This is a genomic window from Acinetobacter sp. WU_MDCI_Abxb74, assembly GCF_025513915.1.
GTDB classification, from domain to species: Bacteria; Pseudomonadota; Gammaproteobacteria; order Pseudomonadales; family Moraxellaceae; genus Acinetobacter; species Acinetobacter calcoaceticus_C.
This window is the reverse complement of sequence record NZ_JAHPRP010000001.1, coordinates 558,592-580,050: the sequence shown is the minus strand read 5'-3', so window position 1 is coordinate 580,050 and position 21,459 is coordinate 558,592. Positions and strand designations below refer to the sequence as shown.

The following is a 21,459-nucleotide window of genomic DNA, read 5'->3' as shown; positions in this document are numbered from 1 at the left end:
CATGTCACAAGAACTATATTTTGCTGTATCTCAGTTTTTGTACAAAAAAGCAGAACTTTGTGATGCTTATGACTGGGATGCCTATTTAGAACTTTACGATGAAGATAGTGAATATCATATCCCCCAGTGGATTGATGACCATAACTATGTTCAAGATCCGAATCAGGGTTTATCTTATATTTATTATGCGGACCGTACAGGGCTTGAAGACCGCATATTCCGCATTCGTACTGGTAAAGCAGCTTCTGCAACACCATTACCACGCACTTTACACAGCATGAATAACATTCGAGTTAAAACACTTGAGGATGGTCTCATCGAAGCAAAAGTTGTATGGCAAACGCTATATAACCGCCAAGGCTTAGAAGGCTGTTTTTACGGACATGCTACTTATCTGTTACGCCAAACCGCCGATGGTTTCCGTATCCGTCGTCAGCACAGCATTTTGCTCAATGACAAAATTGATTCCGTTTTAGACTTCTATCACGTTTAAGGGGAATGAAAATGGGACATTCAGTTGCACTTAACTTTGCCGATGGCAAAACCTTTTTCATTTCGGTAAATAACGACGAATTATTGCTCGATGCAGCAGTTCGCCAAGGAATTAACCTACCACTAGACTGCCGCGAAGGTGTTTGTGGTACCTGTCAGGGACAGTGTGAAACTGGTATTTATGAACAAGAATATGTCGATGAAGATGCATTAAGTGAACGTGATTTGGCCGAGCGAAAAATGTTAGCTTGCCAGACACGTGTAAAATCTGATGCCGCTTTTTATTTCGATCATGATTCTGCCATTTGTAATGCTGGCGATACCTTAAAAATTGAAACCAAAGTGACCGCTGTTGAACTGGTTTCTGAAACGACAGCAATTTTGCATCTTGACGCGAGCAGTCACGCTGAACAACTTCAGTTTTTACCGGGTCAATATGCTCGTTTGCAAATTCCAGATACTGAAGATTGGCGCTCATATTCATTTGCCAATAGACCGAACGCAACCAATCAATTGCAATTTTTAATTCGTCTATTGCCAGATGGTGTTATGAGCAATTACTTGCGTGATCGCTGTCAGGTTGGACAAACTCTATTCATTGAAGCACCTCTAGGTAGTTTCTATTTGCGCGAAGTAGAACGACCACTGGTTTTTGTGGCAGGTGGAACAGGATTATCAGCTTTCTTGGGAATGCTTGATAACTTGGTTGATCAGCCTAACTCACCTGCAGTTCAGTTGTACTACGGCGTAAACAATGAAACCGACCTGTGTGAACAACAGCGTTTACATGCCTACGCAGAACAGCTTCCAAACTTTAGCTATCACCCGATCGTGACTAAAGCAACGGAAAGTTGGCAAGGTAAAGCGGGTTATATTCACGAGCATTTAAATAAAGATCAATTGGCTGAGCAGGCTTTTGATATGTATTTATGTGGTCCGCCACCGATGATTGAAGCCGTAAAAAATTGGTTAGATGAGCAATCTTTGCAAAACTATCGTATTTACAGCGAGAAGTTTTTACAGAGCAATACATCACGTTGAAAATATAAATAGCTTAAGTGCAAATAATTTAAAAAAACACTAAACCTGAATGATTCAATATACTCTGTAAGGGGTATATTGAATTTTTATTTAAAAAATTAAAAAACCTTTATATTCAATAATATAAAATAATAAATTCCGACAAAATAAATTGACCAGTTCGTTTGGATTTGTTATAAATTTTGATAGATCTTAAGGAATAAGATCATAATGAGATTAACTTATAGCGCCTTTTATATCCCTCTATTCTATTTCTCGAATTTATTAGACTGATGGACAAAATCCGAATTAAAAATTTGAGAAAATCACATTAATTAGCGGTTAAATTGGTCTGTATTTTGCTTATATCTTATTGTAATTTGCGAGTAACTTAATTTTTTAAGTGCCGTATTTACTTGCTGCATAGTGAAGTTTTAAAGCTTCTGCAACACAAGTAAATACAGGAGTGAGCCAAAAGGGATAAATATGAACCAAGCCAACTCCCCAGAACTCAGTGGACGTCATTTTCAAAATGAGTCTATCTTTACCAATCATAATTTGGTGTTTGATCACCAAGATTTAAGCGAAACCTGCCGAAATGTAGGGCAAATTTTTAAACCGCATGACCTTAAAATCTCTCAACAGAAGCGAGATTTCAGTGCAACCATGCACCATGTTAAAACAGGTGCATTGTCGATTAGTCGCTTGGAATATGGCGCGGACGTCATTATTGAACCGGATCATCTTGATAAGTTTTATTTAATTCAGATTCCGACTCAAGGTTATGCTGAAATTGAATTTGGTTCACAAAAATTTATTTCTTATTCTCAAGTTGCGTCTGTGATCTCTCCGCAGCAATCTTTACGTATGCGCTGGCACGCGAACTCGCCACAGCTCATTCTAAAAGTTTCAAAGGATGATTTTGTACATCACTGCCGTCAACATATTGCCGATTCGGAAAATAACTTACTCGTTTTTGATCCAAAATTAGACTTTGCCACACAAAGTGGAGCCTACTTTTTACAACTTGTTAGAACCTTGATGGATGCTTTAGCATGCGAGCAACATCCACTCCATCACCCTCTAGCCTTTAAACAATTTGAGTCAAACCTGTTTAATGCACTGATTTATGGTCAACCTAATAATGCATTACATAAGATTGATCATTATAAAGAAAAAACGGTCTCTCCTTATTTCGTGAAGCGTACAGAAGCCTATATTAAAGAACATTTACATGAGCCACTTAATGTAGAAATTTTGGCTGAACATGCAGGCGTGAGTGTTCGAACGTTATTTACAGGTTTTAAAAATTATTTGGGGACCACCCCAATGTCTTATCTAAAAGAATTACGTTTTGAACAAGCTCATTTAGAGCTTATGCATAATGAAAATCTATCGGTCACAGATGTGGCATTTAAATGGGGATTTAGCCATTTAGGCCGTTTTTCACAAGAATATAAACGTCGTTATGGTGAATTACCTTCTTCTACTCGCCGCTCTGGTCAAAGTGAAGGCTTAATTACTTCAATTTTTTCTTAAACCAAAAATAGATAAAAGCCTTTTATATTTATTGATATAAAAGGCTTTTTATGATTTAGAAATGATGAACATAGCGAACTTGAAGTCGTGTTCCCTCTGGGCGATTTTCAGCATCTTGCTCAAAATAAGCATTTGCAACCAGATGATCATTTTTAGAAAAACTATACATCGCACCAGGACCAATTGCCCAGACTTGTTCACGTCGGCCTTTGACTTTTTCACCATCAACTTCGGTGTCGGTGATTTGTTTTAGCCAATAGCCATTTAGTCCTAAACGGAACTGTTCGGTAATGGCATAGTCCGTTGCAAAGTTTGCATGAAGAGCTTGTCCTGCCTGCATATCATTTGCTCCAGCAAACGCATAGCTTGGGTCATCATTTTTAAAGTTATAGAGATAATGGATACGTGTTGAAGCTGTCCACTTGGGGTTAAACCAATATGTTGCATCCCAATAAGGATCAAATGAAACGGCGTTATTACTTGGATTAATATCTTTTTGCTGGTCGTATTCGCCAGTAGGTAAATTTACCTGAAACTCAAAACGATGTACAAACTTGGGCCCTTGTGCGTCCATGACTGGATCGAACTGAATAAACGGCCCAATCATAATGTCCCCAAAGCCACTTTGGGCCTTAATTGCAGCATTATTCAAGCCATCATCCATGTCCATTTTACTGACAAAGGGAATTAAAAAATTCATGCCTAGACTGGCTTTATCTTTTACTCGGACATTCGATAAATAACTAATCTGTTCAACCAGTACTTGATAGTTTAAATCAGTTTTAGGTAAACCGAGTTTTTGTCCATTGGCATCGACGAGTTTATTGCTATCGTAATTTTGAAAATAGGTTTGAGCATACCAGCCGGGCCCTGCGGGTAAGCCGCCATCGAGAAAGCTGGTCATACCTAAGTTTACGGTCGGTAAATCATAGGCATGTGTAACCAATGGCAAACCCAACAATGTCCCTGCTAAAAATCCATGTTTTATTAAAGTGCTTTTCATCTTCTTATTTCCTATAAAAAAATCACGACCGGATTGATCGTGATTATGGTGAATTAATGTGCTAATTCTGGATGCTCTGCGGCAATCCGATACTTTCCTGCGTGGAATACCAATGGTTCACCTTGACGTTGTTGGTATTGTTCAATCTGACCAATAAAAATCAGATGATCTCCGCCTTCATACTGATTGATATTGCGGCAAACCAAGGTGGCGAGTGCATCTGCCAAAATTGGAACGCCTGCATTACATTGTTGATGTGCAATGCCTGCAAATTTATCGTCAGCACCTCGAGCAAAATGCCCGGAAAGCTGATGATGCTCTTGTGCCAACATGTGAATGGCAAAATATTCAGCTTCTACAAAATCAGACAAACTTGGTGCTGTTTTTGAAAGGCTCCATAAAATTAATGGCGGATCTAAAGACAGTGAGGAAAAAGAGTTTGCTGTCATCCCTATTTTCCGACCATCTTTACCACGGGTTGTAATCACTGTAACCCCAGTTGCGAACTGCCCAAGTAAATTACGGATTTCTCTTGGGTTTTCAGCATTGATGGTTTGTAAGTCGTGAGTTTCAATTGTGTCCATTTTTAAATCTCCCTTTGATGTTTTGCCCTTAAGCCACTTTTGCGGTGGTTTTTGAAGCCAAGAATGCTTGAGCCTGATCTGCATCAAACCACCACGAGGCAAAAGAACGTGGGTCATCAAAGTTATTGGCCATAATTGAAGCAATGCTCTGGTTTTGGCTTGCAGCTGCTAATAGCTCAACGACATGCGGTTGTGGCGGCACGAGCAAGCTATTGGTCCAAGCCACTACTTTTTCTGCATAAGCCCAATAACGTTCAAAAGTTTGAACCATCCATTGTTCGCTAAAGCCTTGATTATCATTGGCTAAAATGGCATCGAAATAAATCTTGCTACATTTGGCAGCATTGTTTGAGCCTTGACCAGTAATTGGGTCATTGACTACTAAGGCATCTGCCATACCAAAAATTTGCTTGCCAGAGGGTAATGTCAAAATTGGTTTGCGTACGGTCGGTGGAAAACGTCCTGCCAAATATCCGCCAGCATCAGTTAACTCAACATTTGTGCAGCGTTCATATTCCCATGGCACAAATTTCTTGAGTAAGTCCAAACTGCATTGCAGGTGCTGTCCATGTGTTTTGACATCTTGCCAGCAGTCCATTGGTCCATTTGGAATACCTTCAAATACCATAATGTCGCAAGGCCCATTCACGGTAAGCGCGGGAAATGAAAAGTACTCACCGACTTCGGGAATAATATTAAAAGTCACACGTGAATAAGGTGAAATTGGCTTCATACCTTTGACATAAGTCAAAGCTAATGCGCGTTGAGGCTTATCAAAAACACTACGTGCATCATCACGCTCAAACTGTTTAACAACTTCACCTTTACCAGCCGCAAGTAGTACTAATTCATACTCGTTTGCGAGTTGTTCTAACTCTTCAATACCCACATCTTGAATGACCAATTGACCGCCACGGCGTTCAAATTCTTCCATCCAATATGGCATTTTGACGCGTTGATCGACCGATTGAGCGTAGCGCTCAAGACGAGCACTCCATTCAAATGCTTTATCACCATTTTCAGGGTTCACTAAAGCGAGCCCAATGCCTTCCACCGCTGGACATTGTTCTTCCCAAAAATTTAAATCTAAGTCACGTTCAGTTTGTAAAGCGGTATGAAACATACACTGGCTTGACATGACTTTACCTTGACGAATTTCATCGGCAGTTCGGTTGGTGATCATTGTCACGTCGTAGCCTGTATCTAATAAGCCCAAACCAAGCTGTAAACCAGACTGTCCTGCTCCAACAATTGCAATACGGCGCATAATCTTCTCCATAATTTTCTAAATGTGTTAAAACGCTGTGCTATTCAGCTAAACGTGGAATAGCGGGCTGTGATCCTTCAGGGCCCATTACTGAATATCCGCCATCGACCGCATAATCTGCTCCAGTGACGAAACTCGCAGCGGGTGACAATAAAAACAAAACAACATTGGCGACTTCTTCGGGATGACCCAATCGGCCTAGCAAGTGATAATCGGCTGCCACGCTATCGGCCTTTTCACGGTTATTACCACTGACTTCTGCAATGACACGAGACCATGTCCAACCCGGTGAAACGGAGTTGACGCGAATACCATCGGCAGCAAAATCCATTGCCATGCTTTGTGTGAGTTGACGTATCGCGGCTTTAGACACTGGATATAACCAGCGCCCTGTTTGTGCCACTTTGGCCGAGATTGAAGTAAAATTAACGACTGAACCTTGCTGCTTTTTTAGGTCATTGTATAAAGCACGGCTCAGCTCAACTGTAGAGACCAAATTAATATCGAGTGCTTGTAACCAATCCTGACGTGAAGATTTAAAACCATCATCTAAGTAGGTACATGCCAGATTTACCAAGTAACTCACTTCACCTAAATGTTGGTGAATATCTGCCACAGCTTGTTGAATAGCCGCATCGCTGGTTAAATCGGTTTGAATAAACATCACATCATGGTTAAAGCTTTCCGCAATCGCTTTGCCTTTGGCATCAATATCTAAAATAGCGACATGAGCACCTGCACTAACTAAGGCTTGTACAACTGCTTTACCAATGAGTGTTGCTCCACCGCTCACCACAGCGACTTTTCCTTTTAAATTTATATTCATTGCAGATACTCCTTAATTGACTGGCTTGCCTTCACTACTTGCCCAAGACAGCATCAAGGTATTTGAAGGAAGATCTTCATCAAGAAGTTTTCGTGCAGTCTCAACGCCTGCAACGGGCAAGCCTGTTGGGTCTAATAAACCAATTTGAACGAGCACCGATGCTTGGTCCCAGTAAATATGCTCATGGCACAGCTTTGAGCCTCTGAATTGAATTACACCCAACATTGGAATTTCGACATATTTACCAGTCGGTTTTACACCCGGTAATAACCAGTCAATTTCAGCATCGTGGGTAAAGCTCATAATGAACTCGTCTACCACTTGCGTTGAGCCAACAGTACGAGAGATTGAAGTGATCTTCATATCTTTCGGGTTTTGATGAACAAAGTGATATTGATAAAAACGAGCAAGCTGGCTTTGGCCTACACCACCAGTTAAGGTTGGAATATGGTTGACATAAGGTTCTGCAACCATAGTCGCCATGGTTGCCGGTACGTCACGCGTATCAAATTCATGTCGAATATGTTCTTCCCACAAGGCAACTAAGTCATATTTCGGTCCAATCGTGTCATGTAGAGCTGTTACTGTGCGCTCGTGAGCAAAACGTGCTGAAGGTTTGTGATAATGATTGCTTTTTGGGCGTGCAAAAGCATGGTCGACACCTTCGTAAACAAAGGCTTGTACATTTGAATATTGGTTAGCTGCATCGACAATCGCTTGTCTCGCATCTGGCGGTGTAAATTGGTCCAGTTCTGCAATATGTAAGACCAAACGTCCTTTTACGTTGGCTAACTCATCTAACGCTTTTTCAATGCCTACACCATAATAACCTACAGCACATGCCACTTCCGGAAGTCGACAGCCTGCAAGATATGCAAGCTTTCCACCCAAACAGTACCCCACCACACCGAGGCCTGTAGAGGTATCACATTCTGGTAGAGTCTTTAAAAAAGTTAAGCTGTCCTGAATATCTTCAACACCGAGGTTTTCGTCATATTGCTGATAAAGTTCAAAAGCTTTTTGAAAATCTTCTGGTGTATAACTCAGTTCAATATTAGATGCTACACGCCAAAATAGATCAGGAACTAAAACGGTATAGCCTTCTTCTGCAAGAAAATCTGCCTTTTCCCGCATTGCTGCATTCACCCCAAAGATTTCCTGACAAAGCACCACTCCAGGCCCTTTTCCTGTTTCTGGTGTCGCTAGATACGCACTGAACTGTTTTCCATATACAGTTTTAATTTGAACGGTTTGACCAGCCATAGTGTCAACTCCTGACATTGTTATGGCTTTATCTTCTATCCGAATATTTTTTTAGACTGTCCAAAAGCTGCAAACATTATCCAATCTGTGCGCAATTATGAAAAAAGATAGCAATGGATAAAACATATAAAAGAATAAAGTTAATGAATTTCAATATTTTAATATAAAAACAAAAATGATGCTTTTTATCTAATTTGGAAAAAATGGATGAAGATTAGGACTTATTGGATAGTGACTACTGGCTAAAAATAGTTCAATCAAAGTCATGTAATAACTTTGATTACATAAGAAAAGCCCAGCCATTTTCTAAATTAAGGCGTTTTATTTATGCATCGACCATGGCCAATTTATGGACAACAGAAAACGTTAATGCTCATCAATATTTTATGTTGCAGTGCATTTTCTACTCAGGCTTATTCAGCGGATGAAGAATGGAAATTTACATTAAAAAATGCATATATAGATAGAAACTATGACAATCCAGATGTAAAAGACACGGGTAGCTGGTCGCAATCAGTTTCTCTATTTTATAACTCCAATATGCATGACACGCCGTTAGAAATTGGCGGAACCCCGATTCAAATTGGGGCAAATGCTTCAGCACAATATGCGGTTCGCTTAAGCCAAGATAAACATGTTGCAGATACCATATTACCTTTTGATAAAGCAACTCAGTCCCAAGCGCCCGATTATTTAAAATATGGTGCAACATTAAAATTAGGCTATAACAAGACTCTACTAAGCATTGGTGAATTATGGCTGGATTTACCCGTAACCACTGTAGATGCAAGTCGTCAGCTACTGACCTCTTATTGGGGAACCAACCTTAAGTCTCAATTAAACGATAAGCTTTTTGCTGAAATTGGCCGTATTGAAAAAGTATCGCCACGAAATGAAGAAGACTTTCACCGATTTTCTTTTACTTCAAAAGGTGTGACTGGCTACTCCGACGGCCTTAACTACATAGATCTGCGCTATCAAATCACGCCTACGTTGAAGGGCGAATATTACTTTGGAAATATGGAGAATTTATATAATAAACATTATGTCGGTGTTGAACACCTATGGAAAAACTCCAATTTTTCAGTTAATTCAAAATTCAAATATTTCAATACCAAAAATAATGGAAATCTTTTCGACATCGATGCGCAGAATGTAGGTTTATTAGAAACGCTTAAAGTAAAAAATCACAGCTTTGGCTTGGGTTATCAACAAATTATTGGTGAGTCTGCCTACCCGCTACCTGATGGTTTCTTGCCTGAAACTTATTTTATTAACTGGAATACAACTGGTTTCTTCAAAAAGGATGAAAAGTCTTATCACTTCATCTATGGCTATGACTTTAAAGATCAGGTGCCCGGTTTAAATACGACTTTCAAATATGTATATGGCGATCACTTTAAATCAGCAGATGGCTTAAAAAACAAAGAAAATGAAGCAAACGTTATTGTCAATTATGCCCTTCAACAGCCTTTTCTCAAAGGTTTAGCCCTTCAGTACATCTTTATTAATTACGACATTAAGCATGGAAATGATTTCTCTGAAAACCGTTTCTTTGTCAATTACAGCAGAAAATTTTAATGAGTTAAGGAATACATATGAAAACAATAGATGCAAATACGATTATCAACCGCGAAAAACTATCCCCCTTACAATGGACGGTTTTTATATTGGGCTTTTTTGTCTTCTTCTGTGATGGCTTAGACACAGGGATTATTGGTTTTATTGCTCCCGCTTTACTGGATGACTGGGGAATTACCAAGCCTCAACTTGCTCCTGTTTTAAGTGCAGCTTTAGTCGGTATGTCAATCGGGGCAATCATTTCGGGGCCTTTGTCTGATAAGTTTGGGCGTAAAGGCGTCATTGTTTTTACGAGCCTATTATTTTCAATATTTACGATTTTGTGTGGTTTTGCCGACTCGACTCAAGATTTAATGATTTATCGCTTTATTACAGGTATAGGTTTAGGCGCAGCTATGCCAAACATCAGTACCATTGTCTCTGAATATATGCCTGTAAAACGTAAAGCATTCCTTACCGGTCTTGCTGGCTGTGGTTTTATGCTGGGTATTTCTTGTGGCGGTGTGTTATCAGCTTATCTGTTAGAAAGTTATGGTTGGGCTAAGGTCATTATTATTGGTGGAAGTATTCCCCTAATTTTAGTGGTTGCCTTATTACTTAAATTACCTGAATCAACTCAATACTTAATTACGCGCCAACAACAAGATAAAGCACAGCGTATTTTAGAAAATATTCAGGGCCATTCATTTCAAGAACCTGTAAAACTTGTTTTAACTCAAACAGAAAATGCCTCAGATGAAAATCCGGTTAAAATCGTTTTGGGGAAATACCTGTGGGGTTCAAGCATGCTTTGGCTGTGCTGCTTTACCAGTCTATTGGTGTTTTATCTTTTAACAAGTTGGATGCCAACGATTTTAAAAACAGCAGGTTTTAGCACACAACAGTTTAGTTTAATTGCAGCGATTTTCCCTTTTGGTGGCGTGATTGGCGCAACTATTATGGGCTGGTACATGGATAAACTAAACCCAACCACAGTCATTAAATACTCTTATTTAATTGCTTTCGGCTTATTTATTGTTGCTGGTCTGGTAAGCTCAAATATTTTCTTGTTAGGGCTTACTATCTTCTTAATTGGTGCATTACTCGCGGGTGCTCAATCTTCTTTACTACCGCTTGCAGCTATGTTCTACCCAGCAGTGTGCCGTGCGGTTGGCGTTTCGTGGATGCATGGTATTGGTCGTATCGGCGCAATTATAGGTGCTTTTTTTGGATCACTCATTTTCACGTTTAACTTAAGTTTAAGTGGTATTTTCTTCATTCTCGCATTGCCAACGTTCATCTCATTTATTGCCCTTAGTCTTAAAGTCATTCATGAAAAATCAAAAAGTAAACAAGTGTTGAAGCTTGAAGAAAGTATATAAATATTAATCGATAAATAAAAAACTGATTTAGGCAACTAAATCAGTTTTTTATTTGGAAAATTAAATATCAGAAAATTTTGCCTTTAGTTTCACTTGGGTTTTCGCCAAACTCTTCACGATATTCTTGAGAAAAACGACTTAAGTGGTTAAAGCCCCAATCATAAGCAAGCTTTGAAATAGAAATTTTTCTATCTGCTCCTGTGGTGCTCAAAATCTTATAAATTTGTTGGAGACGATATTTTTTCAAATAGGACATTGGACTTGTGCCGTAGCACTGTTGAAATTCGTCATACAACTTTGATTTTGAAACCCCAGCCAGACGTTGCAAATCTTCTGCACGGATTTCTTCATGGGCATGCTCAATAATAAAATTACGAACCTTACGAAGGTAAGCTGGTTCATCCTGATGTGAGAGTAGTTTTAACGCTTCAGAATAATTATTTTCTTGAGATAACAGTAAAGCTTTAATGACAAAATTTTCATAATCTTCAGACAACATCTGCAAACCATAAAAATTGCTATATTGCGATTTTAGCTGTAAAAAATTCTGAATATTTTTCCACCATGCACCAATAAGTTGCTCAGAATCTAGATGCATTTCAGGATTAAAAATGATGGGAGTTTCTATGGGTTTATTCAGTAGATCTGCAAGAACAATTTGCATACTCCGCTCAGGAATAACCACCTGAAATTTTCTGCAATCTTTATCAATCACTAAATCTTGCTGATCGTTATTTGAAACAATCAGACCTCTGTTTTCATCAGATTGATAATGAGCGCCACGAATGTTGAGAACTTGTCGCCCCTGTATCGGCAAACTAATGCTATAAGCTTTTAAATTTGAGATATTAATGGCTACATTTGCACCATAACTGATCGTGCCAATTGCCATTTTTTTATTAGGCAGGCGCATTCCATCATAGTGAAAATCGAGAGTATCTTTGTAAATTGTGTCTAGACGGTGTTCTCCACAAATCGTGGACATCAAATTCTGCGCAAATTCAGCCTTACGCGAATAATGATTGAGTTCCATCTGTTGGCTGAGTGATGTCATATCCTTTTCACCTAGCTAAATAACTTATTGCTAAAAAAGCAACTTATATGCCAATTAATATCCTTTAATTGACGAATTTTCTTGAAAACCATCATATCAAGAAAGAGAGTAAAGATTACTTTCTCATACTCTATTAAATTTTAAAATTGGAAATAAGTTAAATACCTTTAAAGTATAATTTCATACCTTAACAAACTTATTTTATTAGATTTTTATAAGCAACTATAGTTGAGATAAATCATCGTTTTGAACACTAAACTTACATATCTTTTATTTATTAAAAACCGCTTATTAAAGAATAAGCGGCTTTTATAAAACTCTAAATTATTGTGCTGTGTAACCACCATCCATAACCACAGCCTGACCTGTTACCCCGCCCGCTTTGTCACTTGCAAGGAAAATTGCATAATCAGCAATTTCTTCAACCAATAACAAACGCTTTTGAGGAACCATTGCCAAAATTACATCTTCAAGTGCACTGTCTAAACTTACATTACGAGTTTTTGCCAAATCTGCGATTTGACCACGAACCAATGGTGTATCAACATAACCTGGGCAAAGTGCATTTACGGTAATACCATCGCGTGCGCATTCTAATGCCGCAACTTTTGTCAAACCGATTAACCCATGTTTAGCACTGTTATAACCTGCTTTCCCAGCGAAACCAATCAAGCCATTAATTGAAGCCATATTAATAATACGACCCGATTTTTGAGCTTTCATGATTGGGAAAACATGTTTAATGCCAATAAACGAACCAGTGAGCATGACCTGAACTAACTTTTGAAAAACAGCGGTTGGAAATTCTTCAATAGGTGCAACATGTTGAAAACCAGCATTATTAATTAAAATATCAACTGTTCCAAAGGTCTGTTGAGTTAACTCAATTGCTTTTTTATAAGCATCTTCGTCAGTTACATCACATGGTGCAGATAGTGCTTCGAAGCCTTGTTCTGTTAGCAGCTTTGCCATTTCTTGGCACTTTTCAGCATTCATATCAGAAATGACAACTTTTGCACCTTCTTGAGCAAATTTCTTAGCAATCTCTAGACCGATCCCGCTTGCAGAGCCTGTAATAAAGGCTACTTTTCCGTCTAAAAGTTTAGTCATCTATTTACTCCTTAATATTTTTAACTTGTTGGTTTAAACAATACCAGTCACGGTAAAGACCGTAATCACCACAAATACAGCTAATGTTTTAATTACTGTGACTGCAAAAATATCCTTATACGACTGTTTATGGGTTAAACCTGTAACAGCAAGCAATGTAATCACAGCGCCATTGTGAGGAAGCGTATCCATACCACCCGATGCCATTGCAACCACGCGATGCATGACTTCTGGCGGAATACCGGCTACTAAAATCGCAGCGTTATAGTGTTCAGCCATCGCACTTAAAGCGATACTCATACCACCAGAAGCTGAACCGGTAATACCCGCTAAAACCGTTGTGGTCACTGCTCCATTTACAAGTGGATTTGTGAAGGTACTACTCATTGCATGGCTAATCATGGCAAAGCCCGGTAATGAGGCAATAATCGCACCAAAACCATATTCAGAAGCTGTATTCATCACTGCTAGAAGTGAACCGCCAATACTGGCATTAATGCCTTCTTTAAAGTTAGTCACTACACGCTGATAATCAAATAAAATTGCAGAAATAATCCCGACAATAAGCGCTAAACCAACAGCCCAGATGGCACCAGTTTTTGCAACATCTACAGTGTAGTCAGCTAAACCAACGGCAGCAAAATCAAAGCCATTTGGATACCATTCTTTAATCGCTTTAGACAAATATTTGTTCATCACAGCAACGAGAATAAGAGGTACAAATGCTAAAAACTGACGAGCTGCACTACCATTATTTTGCAGAGTCATATCGGCTTCAATTTCTTGAGACGCCGTATTGTTTACTCCAAACCCAGAGAAGCCTTCCCCTGCTTTTACAGCAGCACGACGACGCCACTCTAAATAGCTCAAACCTGCACATAAAACAAAAATGGCACCAATAATCCCTAAAAACGGTGCGGCATAAATATTGGTACCAAAGAATGTAGTTGGAATTACGTTTTGGATTTGCGGCGTACCCGGCAATGCATCCATGGTAAATGTAAATGCACCAAGCGCGATAGTTCCCGGAATTAAACGTTTTGGAATATTAGCTTGTCTAAAAAGTTGGTTAGCAAAAGGATAAATTGCAAATACAGCAACAAATAAGCTGACACCGCTATAGGTTAAAATTGCACCTAATAATACAACCGTTAAAATTGCTTTTTTAGCCCCAATCCATCTCACAATAGTTCGTGCAATAGACTCGGCAATTCCAGACATTTCAACGACTTTACCGAAAATTGCCCCGAGCAAAAATACAAGAAAGTAATCTTTAATAAAGTTCACCATTTTGGGCATAAAAACACCCGAATAAAACGGCAAAACATTGGCTGGGTTAATGAGCAAAACCGCGAGTAAGGCACAAATTGGTGCCATGAGAATGACAGAAAAACCCTTGTAAGCTGTATACATTAACAGCCCAAGTGAAAGTAGAATTACAAATAATTCCCACATATATTCTTTCTCCATAAAGAATAAATATTTTCGAAATTCCATATCTATTTGATTAATTTTAAGTTTATTAGATTTATTCCGATATCCTGCAAAATAAATGCAAAATTCCTGCAAAACAGTTAAATCTAATAATCATTTTACTAACATAAGTGACAACATCTGTTTTGAAGTTTTCTATAAAGATTTCTTTTTTAAGATGTTGTAATTTTCATGTAAATAACCATCTAGACATTACATCTATTGGAGTTATTTTTGTACTGATATTTGAGAGGAATTACAAAAGCATAAAAATATTAATTTTCTAGTTTTTATATGCTCATTACATAAAAAAGCCCTCCGAAGAGAGCTCTTAAAGACGCGGGTTCAACTCCCGCCATATTAGTTTCTATTTAACAAATGATAACGGTCCATTGGTGGTAAATGCCAAGGGTGAGTATCTATACGTTTGTGTAGCTCAGCTCTCTTATCTTTTTCAATGAATGACCAAGCAACAAAGCCACCATCATTGAAATATTCATGGATTGCTGCGGCCATGTGTGGATTGATGCCTTTCACCGCAGGTCCAAACTGTCTCCACTATCCGCTTAACCAAGCTAGATAAATCGCCATGGCTTTAACGTTAGTATCTAATCCTGTATTACCGTTTTTATTGCTCATGACAGCAATTAGATATCAGCAAAAAAGGTGACTCACAATAGTATGAATCACCTTTTTCTTAAAAATTAATCTATATCATTGTTTTAGTGTATTTACTGAAGAAATATGATCATCAATGTAGTCAATTGGCATATAAATAGCATAATCGTCTGGGTTAGTAGAACTATTACCTGCTGTATGTACTCCCACACCATTTACATTGGTTGAAGATCCTGGATATAGGAACCAAGGACCTCCACTATCTCCACCAGCACTAATATTCGCTTGATTACTGTTAGCTACTTGAATCCAACCAGCAACCCCATCGTGAGAGGCGTTACCATTTGTTATTTCACCACAAGTAATTCCAGTGGTCTGTCCAGATTTACAAACGATCATTCCCTTTTTTTGATTTAAGAATGTTGTAATTGCTGTCAGACGGAAAATACCTGTAGCTGGGAACTCAGGAATACCATTTAGATCTTTAAAAGCGATTTGATTATCAAGATTCAGTCCTGTCCCATCCCAAATTTGATAATCATACTTATCACTAATGTTATCTCCACCACCACTAGGATCACTACGATGTTGTTTTTCAATGATAGGACCGCTAAGTAAAACATTATGATCATTGAATTTGACTAACATATCATTTGGACAATGACCCGAAGTGAGGACTCCTTTTTTAGTGACACCGCCAGAGATATAACTTACAGCAAATCCAGCCGTACATCCCGGACTTCCACTTGTAAAAGACAAAGTATTTCCTGCATAAAGCTTATCTCCTGCCTTCACACCACTTGGTGCAGCCTCGATCTTAGGTACATTACCAACTCTAACTGTAACTTCACCGTTTCTGGCTTTAGGTAGAATTTGCTTCACCAAATTAACATCTGACTTCTTTTCGACAGTAATCAAAAACTTTTGTGACTCTAAATCATAAACTGAAGTGTAGATAATATTTAATCGATTAAGTGAAATGTTAATATCATCTAACTCTTTTGAATAAACATTTCTAGATTTTTTTGCTTGTTTTATTTGTACCCATCTTTGCAGTTTTGGATCTAGAGATTTAAGAAAATCTTTTCGATCACTATTATCAGCGAATAAAACTATAATTTTATACACAGGTTGATGTTGAATATACATATCTGCATAGTTAGGATCATTAGCCTGATTTAGCTTTTCAGAAAGTGCGATTACATCATTTTGTAAATCAACTCGCCTATTCGCTTCATCTGAAGAGATATTGTACTTTTTTTGAAGATAATCAACGGTGGCTGCGGCATGAGTCAAAGAAGTAAGGGATATGCCAATTAATATGCTTGCTAACAATTTTCTTTTCAAACTACTTAGTTTTGTCATTTTTTAATGTCTCCTGGTAGTGCCAATTTTGGCTCACAATAACTTGGTATATTTTTAATTGGTTTCATTTTCTCTTTATCTATTGCTAAACCTCCAAATAGCAATGATTCACCTAATTTGTATTGTTCTTTTGACTTACTATTTTTAAGTCCGGCAATATTATTCTGATTATCAAATATGATTTCATAGTTCTTAGGCACAACTAAGGTATGAATAGTTTCTTTATCATCGCTTTTCACTAAAATGGATAAACAGTTGTTGTGCAGGATTAATTTGCCAGGCCATATCGCTTCTAACTGATGTAAATCTTTATCAAACTCTAAATCTTTTGAAAGAAGAAAAAATTGCTTATAAGATTCTTTCGCTTTTGCTTCATGAGTAATGTTACTAACAGAAACCTGATCAGACGTAATAGGTGTTAGGTTGATATTCTTTTCTTCAGCAGAACATCCATGTATGAATGGCATACATAATGGAAAAATAGAAAGCAAAACTCTCTTCACAAATTAAATCCTTGTTAAATAATATAATATTGATTGTAAAAATATTTATTCAGTTTATAGGTAATTAAAAAATTTACCATTTGGTATATTTTTAAACGCCCCTTATCTAAAATACAACTTAATATAATAATAAAAATGTAAATATATATTTTAAACAAATTAATAACTTTACCTATCTCAATGAAAGTTATTGAGAATAAGCTAAATATTAAAGTTTTTTGTATTGCTTTCACACAAATACCAACACTCACATTGTTATTGATCGTATGAGCTGTGCACCCTGAAAGCAGAATGCACGGCAAAACCAGAACATCTTCATAGTGAAACACGGTTAGCGATCCAACGTAAAAGAATTGCTATTGGATAGGATTTCTTTCATAGATTTCAATATAACGTTGGCCTTGCATGATATGCAGCTAATTTCAACGTTTTTGAAGCTAAGTTTTCAATGATACAAAATCATCGATACAGCAAACAATAACTTAGTTAATCTTGGTCCAGTTGGTCCAGTTGGTCCAATGGGCAAAATATTACACATTTGAAGTAGTTAAAAAGTTGTTCTCAATATGAATGGCAAAGCTACCTCCAGTCTCACATGATTGTAAATACAGGTCAAAAGACGGTGTAACACTAGTATCTATAGAAGCTTGTTTCGCAAAAATAGTCTTTAAATGCTCTATATAGTAACTAATGAAATACCCCTCACTTTCAAAGCTATTTAAGCTCCTTAAATTGCGCTGGAAGTCTTGTAATAATGCTAAATCGGAAGGAATATTTAAACAGCATACCTCTATGGTCCATTCTTTAATTTCATTAACTTGGGACCTTAAATGTTCGCGACCACCAAGTTTAAATGTCTCAAAAAATGGCTGTATGGGTATTATATATAATGAGGTTTTACAGCCATTAAATATTGAGAATATAAGCGTATTATTAGAAAGAAGCTCTTTTGAAACCCCTTCAGACAATCTTCTTTCTATTTCCATTTGAATAGCATTCACTTGTTCAAGTTTTTGTTCTTGTTCTGTTAAATTTTCAAAATAATTCATTATACGATTTATAAATAAACTGTCGCCTGTGCCTGTAATAGCACCACGGCACCATAACTTTATTTTCGCCTCATCATCATGAGAAATTCTTAATAATCTGGAATTTAAATCATAAATCATGGCTCTTTTATCAGCTGCGATTAGTATGGAGTCTCCCAAATGAGCCGAAATAATCATTGTCATTGCTGTATTTTTTTGAGTTTTCTGAAGGTATGTTATTCTAGCCTCATAATTTTTAATTAGAGAATAAAAATATGGCGGGTGGTTCACGGTTAGTAATAAACGATAAAGGTATTACTGTAATAACGGGAGGTAAATTTGAGGTTAAAGCTGGTCAGCATATATTTAATTCTGGTGAACAAGTTGTTAGCCATATCCCTACTTTACCTGAAGTAAATAGTGGCTTATTCAATGTTAGCGTTCAACTTATAGATGGTGAAAATATACCTCATCGAAATAAAGCATATTTTGCAGTAACAGAATCTGGCAAATTGATTGAAGGAACAACTAATTCAGAAGGTTATACTTCACCTATTTATACTGAACAACAAGAAAACATTAGTTTTCATTTGGTTGATAAATATACAAACCTTGAAGATGATAATTAATAATGTCAAAAGTCTATGCAAGATTGAGAATCAAAGAAAGTAAAAATATCTTAAATTTTAGTAAGTTTAGTTTTGTAGCTACCTTTGTAATTAGTAAGGGACGAGTTGGAGCAACCAGAAAACTTCCAATGCAACCAAATGGTTTGGGTAGTGAAGCATTTTTTGAGTTAAATGAACATGAAGATGCCGCAAAAACAACGGTTTCTTTTAAGATATTTTTGCCATCGGGTACTGAATATAATCCTCAAGTTAAAATTTATGGTCATACATATACAAAAGAAGCCAATTCAAAACCATTAATAACCGAATATCAACTTAAACTATTTCAAGATAAAACTGAAAAAGAAGATAAGCATAAAGTTCAAAACCGTACTGTACCAACTACTTATCCTGTACCTGAAGGTTTAAGGATGGTTGCTTATTTAAGGAATGAAATTAAAACAGCTGGGGCTAAAAATGGCATAGATCCTCAGATCGTTGCATCAATTGTATTTGAAGAAAAAATGCATGGTGTATGGGCTTATAGAAAAAACCTCTTATCCTTTTATCTTAATCTAGGTGAAGTATATCCTCATAACAGCTATGGCTTTGGAGAGATGCAAGTAGGATTAGCAGCAGAGTTGATGAATATTGATAAAAGGAATCCAGATTGGCTCTATGAAACTTTTGTTGTGATCTGTACAGATGCAACTGTAGCTATGGATTTAGTAGCAAAAAATGTGGTCCGTGGTGGAAACATAATAGGACGGAAATTAACATTGCAAGAGTCAACAGTTTTTTATAATGCTGGTGAAAAGGCTTTAAGAAGTTGGATAAAGGGAGAAATCCCAAAAGAAAGGCTTGAAAAAGCTGTCTATGCTCGATCATGGAAATGGCAAGAAGCTATAAAATTAGCTCTAAACGGTGATGTAATAGCAATTCCAGATGGATGCCAAGGAACTTGCCGAGCAGATCCAGAACTACAAGTTGAAACATGGAAATTTGATCCATCATTAAAATTGAGTTTGTAAATTATGATTAGATATGTAGCCATATTATTTTTATTCTTATCAGGTATAGGCGGATATACGATAGATAAGTTTGGGCAAGATTTATGTATTAATGAATATATTGCTATAGGCACTATTACCTATTTTAAAGAGTTAAATGGGGTTTCAGCTAATGATCCATCAATGTTAGGGATGTGTGGCTTATTATCGATCATCGTTTCAATAATTTTAATTTTTATAAGAAATAAGTATTTTTACACTGTTATTTCTCTAGTTCTATTATTAGCTGAATTAATACTACTAAACATGATGGAAACCGTATCTTATAAGGAGATTATTTATGATTCCATCATCAAGTGTTCTAATTATTCAACACTTGGATGGTTTTTATTCCAAGCTATGTTCTTAATTCTTAGTGGTATTTATATTTTCAAAAGTAAATAAAAAAGAAGTTTAAATAATTAAGGGGCGAAAAGCCCCTTTTTTATTAGTTATCTTAACCTCTGGTTTTGATTAAATTATCAAAAAATTCATTATGTGATGTGATCCACCCTCTAAGTATCCTTCTAAACCGAAATAATATAGCCAATTTCACGCTCTAATTGGGATAGAGGGCAATTATGGTGACCTAAAGGAACCTTTATTTAAGGAAAACTGAGCCCTGAGAAATCTGGTTTTTTTTAAGTGATCTAACGCAAATAAAAGTATTCACATTTGTACTTATCGTATGAGCTGTGCATCCTGAAAACAGAATGCACAGCAAAACCAAAATTTCATAATGAAACGCGGTTAGTGATCCAACCGTAAAAGAATTGTTCTTGACTTGGATTGCGCTCACAAATTTCGATGTAACGTTGGCCTTGCATGATGTTAAGAACTCGAATTAATACCTTCCCTCCTTCTTTCCCACGTTTGGCCAGATAAGTTTTAAGTGCATTCAAAGTTGCAGGACCATAAATTCCATCTACTGATAAATCTAGCCACCCTGCTTTGCCTTGGTTATTGAGCAAGTTCAAAGCACGTTGTAAAAGTGGTTTTGCAAATCCGGTACCACAGTTCACACCAGTATCTAAAAGCTCTTCAGCAACAGCTGAAGAAATAGAATTCACCTGGTCAAACCGTGGAGCTGTCCAGTACTGCTTTTTATAAATGGCTTTGGCCACATCAAGCGGTAAATCTTTCATATTGCCCTTAAAGCCATTGGTTCTGGCCACAGCTTCAGTAATACCGTATTTAGTAGCCCCTCCTCGATCTGCCGGGTTATTCACATAACCACCTTCACGTTTAATTAGCTCATCAAGATATTGTTCAATATTCATTTCGTTTTCCTTTAGATGTAAAAAAACCGCCCAAAGGCGGCATTAACTGTTTTCGATATCTCTTTTGGCTTTCTTAACTTCTTGGATAACTTCAATAATGGTTTTCCCTTCCTGTTTGTCAATAAAGTTAAAGATCCATCGGACTAAAGCCCAACCGGGTAATCCGCAAACAAAGAAGAATCCACCAAGTGCAATCATTCCCCATACATCTGTAACCCACTCATGAAGCCCCCACTTCACGATAATGAATGAGCCACCAGCTAAACTTGATACGACTGTGCAAATGAGCCCTACGGCCCACTCTCTCGGTGAGCGTGGCATACGTGTCATCAAAACAACTGCTGCAACTAATGCAATTGCAAGCGTAATCATAATTGCAGCACCGTAAAATTTTAATAGTGCTGTTAAACCGCTTGTAGAAACTGGTTCCATGCC

Annotated in this window: 22 protein-coding genes; 8 read left to right on the top strand and 14 right to left on the bottom strand. The window is 37.3% G+C overall.

What is annotated here, in order from left to right:
* Position 1 precedes the first annotated feature (1 nt).
* The 3 genes from antB (at position 2) to KTH84_RS02820 (ending at position 3,051) form a co-directional block, all read left to right on the top strand.
* Complete coding sequence (antB, locus tag KTH84_RS02830; RefSeq protein ID WP_262471885.1) at positions 2-493, top strand: anthranilate 1,2-dioxygenase small subunit; 492 nt, start codon at positions 2-4, stop codon at positions 491-493.
* A 5-nt stretch (positions 494-498) separates the two neighbouring features.
* Entirely contained in the window at positions 499-1,533 is a 1,035-nt protein-coding gene (gene antC, locus KTH84_RS02825) for an anthranilate 1,2-dioxygenase electron transfer component AntC (protein ID WP_262471884.1), read from the top strand.
* A 465-nt stretch (positions 1,534-1,998) separates the two neighbouring features.
* Entirely contained in the window at positions 1,999-3,051 is a 1,053-nt protein-coding gene (locus tag KTH84_RS02820; protein ID WP_262471883.1) for an AraC family transcriptional regulator, read from the top strand.
* 55 nt (positions 3,052-3,106) lie between these two features.
* On the opposite strand, the gene KTH84_RS02815 is transcribed toward KTH84_RS02820, so the two are convergent.
* The 5 genes from KTH84_RS02815 to KTH84_RS02795 are packed head-to-tail and all read right to left on the bottom strand — an operon-like array spanning position 3,107 to position 7,994.
* Positions 3,107-4,054 (bottom strand): transporter, encoded by a 948-nt coding sequence (locus tag KTH84_RS02815; protein ID WP_262471882.1) that lies wholly within the window; start codon positions 4,052-4,054, stop codon positions 3,107-3,109.
* A 53-nt stretch (positions 4,055-4,107) separates the two neighbouring features.
* Entirely contained in the window at positions 4,108-4,638 is a 531-nt protein-coding gene (locus KTH84_RS02810) for a flavin reductase family protein (RefSeq protein WP_262471881.1), read from the bottom strand.
* Positions 4,639-4,666: 28 nt separating this feature from the next.
* Complete coding sequence (locus tag KTH84_RS02805; RefSeq protein WP_262471880.1) at positions 4,667-5,905, bottom strand: styrene monooxygenase/indole monooxygenase family protein; 1,239 nt, start codon at positions 5,903-5,905, stop codon at positions 4,667-4,669.
* Between the two features lie 40 nt (positions 5,906-5,945).
* A complete protein-coding gene (locus KTH84_RS02800) occupies positions 5,946-6,731 on the bottom strand; it encodes an SDR family oxidoreductase (RefSeq protein WP_262471879.1) in 786 nt (261 codons plus the stop codon).
* A gap of 12 nt (positions 6,732-6,743) precedes the next feature.
* Entirely contained in the window at positions 6,744-7,994 is a 1,251-nt protein-coding gene (locus KTH84_RS02795) for a dienelactone hydrolase family protein (RefSeq protein ID WP_262471878.1), read from the bottom strand.
* Between the two features lie 369 nt (positions 7,995-8,363).
* On the opposite strand from KTH84_RS02795, the gene KTH84_RS02790 reads away from it, so the two are divergent.
* A complete protein-coding gene (locus tag KTH84_RS02790; RefSeq protein WP_410374398.1) occupies positions 8,364-9,575 on the top strand; it encodes an OprD family outer membrane porin in 1,212 nt (403 codons plus the stop codon).
* 17 nt (positions 9,576-9,592) lie between these two features.
* Positions 9,593-10,936: an MFS transporter gene (locus tag KTH84_RS02785; protein ID WP_262471876.1), complete on the top strand. Its 1,344-nt coding sequence runs from the start codon at positions 9,593-9,595 to the stop codon at positions 10,934-10,936.
* A 67-nt stretch (positions 10,937-11,003) separates the two neighbouring features.
* Here the strand turns inward: KTH84_RS02785 and KTH84_RS02780 are convergent, their stop codons facing one another.
* The 7 genes from KTH84_RS02780 to KTH84_RS02750 all read right to left on the bottom strand — a co-directional run bounded on the left by KTH84_RS02780 (position 11,004) and on the right by KTH84_RS02750 (position 18,285).
* Complete coding sequence (locus tag KTH84_RS02780; RefSeq protein WP_262471875.1) at positions 11,004-11,990, bottom strand: AraC family transcriptional regulator; 987 nt, start codon at positions 11,988-11,990, stop codon at positions 11,004-11,006.
* 324 nt (positions 11,991-12,314) lie between these two features.
* Positions 12,315-13,100 carry a 3-hydroxybutyrate dehydrogenase gene (locus tag KTH84_RS02775; protein WP_262471874.1) on the bottom strand — a complete coding sequence of 262 codons (786 nt, stop codon included), beginning with the start codon at positions 13,098-13,100 and terminating at the stop codon, positions 12,315-12,317.
* 33 nt (positions 13,101-13,133) lie between these two features.
* Entirely contained in the window at positions 13,134-14,555 is a 1,422-nt protein-coding gene (locus KTH84_RS02770; protein WP_197730896.1) for a GntP family permease, read from the bottom strand.
* Positions 14,556-14,933: 378 nt separating this feature from the next.
* Positions 14,934-15,110 carry a hypothetical protein gene (locus KTH84_RS02765; protein ID WP_227574831.1) on the bottom strand — a complete coding sequence of 59 codons (177 nt, stop codon included), beginning with the start codon at positions 15,108-15,110 and terminating at the stop codon, positions 14,934-14,936.
* Between the two features lie 177 nt (positions 15,111-15,287).
* Positions 15,288-16,556, bottom strand: coding sequence for a S1 family peptidase (locus tag KTH84_RS02760; protein ID WP_202742096.1), 1,269 nt, complete (start codon positions 16,554-16,556; stop codon positions 15,288-15,290).
* Positions 16,553-17,059: a hypothetical protein gene (locus KTH84_RS02755; protein ID WP_202742097.1), complete on the bottom strand. Its 507-nt coding sequence runs from the start codon at positions 17,057-17,059 to the stop codon at positions 16,553-16,555. Before KTH84_RS02755 ends, KTH84_RS02760 begins: the two co-directional genes overlap by 4 nt.
* A gap of 530 nt (positions 17,060-17,589) precedes the next feature.
* Positions 17,590-18,285: a hypothetical protein gene (locus KTH84_RS02750; RefSeq protein WP_316249448.1), complete on the bottom strand. Its 696-nt coding sequence runs from the start codon at positions 18,283-18,285 to the stop codon at positions 17,590-17,592.
* A gap of 77 nt (positions 18,286-18,362) precedes the next feature.
* Here KTH84_RS02750 and KTH84_RS02745 point away from each other — a divergent pair, with 77 nt between their 5' ends.
* From KTH84_RS02745 to KTH84_RS02735, 3 genes are read left to right on the top strand one after another with little or no spacing between them, the layout of a single operon-like run.
* Positions 18,363-18,716, top strand: a complete 354-nt coding sequence (locus tag KTH84_RS02745) for a hypothetical protein (protein WP_202742099.1) — start codon at positions 18,363-18,365, stop codon at positions 18,714-18,716.
* A gap of 2 nt (positions 18,717-18,718) precedes the next feature.
* Positions 18,719-19,726, top strand: coding sequence for a hypothetical protein (locus KTH84_RS02740; RefSeq protein WP_262471873.1), 1,008 nt, complete (start codon positions 18,719-18,721; stop codon positions 19,724-19,726).
* Positions 19,727-19,729: 3 nt separating this feature from the next.
* Positions 19,730-20,149 (top strand): hypothetical protein, encoded by a 420-nt coding sequence (locus KTH84_RS02735; RefSeq protein WP_262471872.1) that lies wholly within the window; start codon positions 19,730-19,732, stop codon positions 20,147-20,149.
* 329 nt (positions 20,150-20,478) lie between these two features.
* On the opposite strand, the gene KTH84_RS02730 is transcribed toward KTH84_RS02735, so the two are convergent.
* Positions 20,479-21,024, bottom strand: coding sequence for a glycoside hydrolase family 108 protein (locus KTH84_RS02730; RefSeq protein ID WP_262471871.1), 546 nt, complete (start codon positions 21,022-21,024; stop codon positions 20,479-20,481).
* 42 nt (positions 21,025-21,066) lie between these two features.
* Positions 21,067-21,456, bottom strand: coding sequence for a hypothetical protein (locus tag KTH84_RS02725; protein ID WP_262471870.1), 390 nt, complete (start codon positions 21,454-21,456; stop codon positions 21,067-21,069).
* Positions 21,457-21,459: the final 3 nt, after the last annotated feature.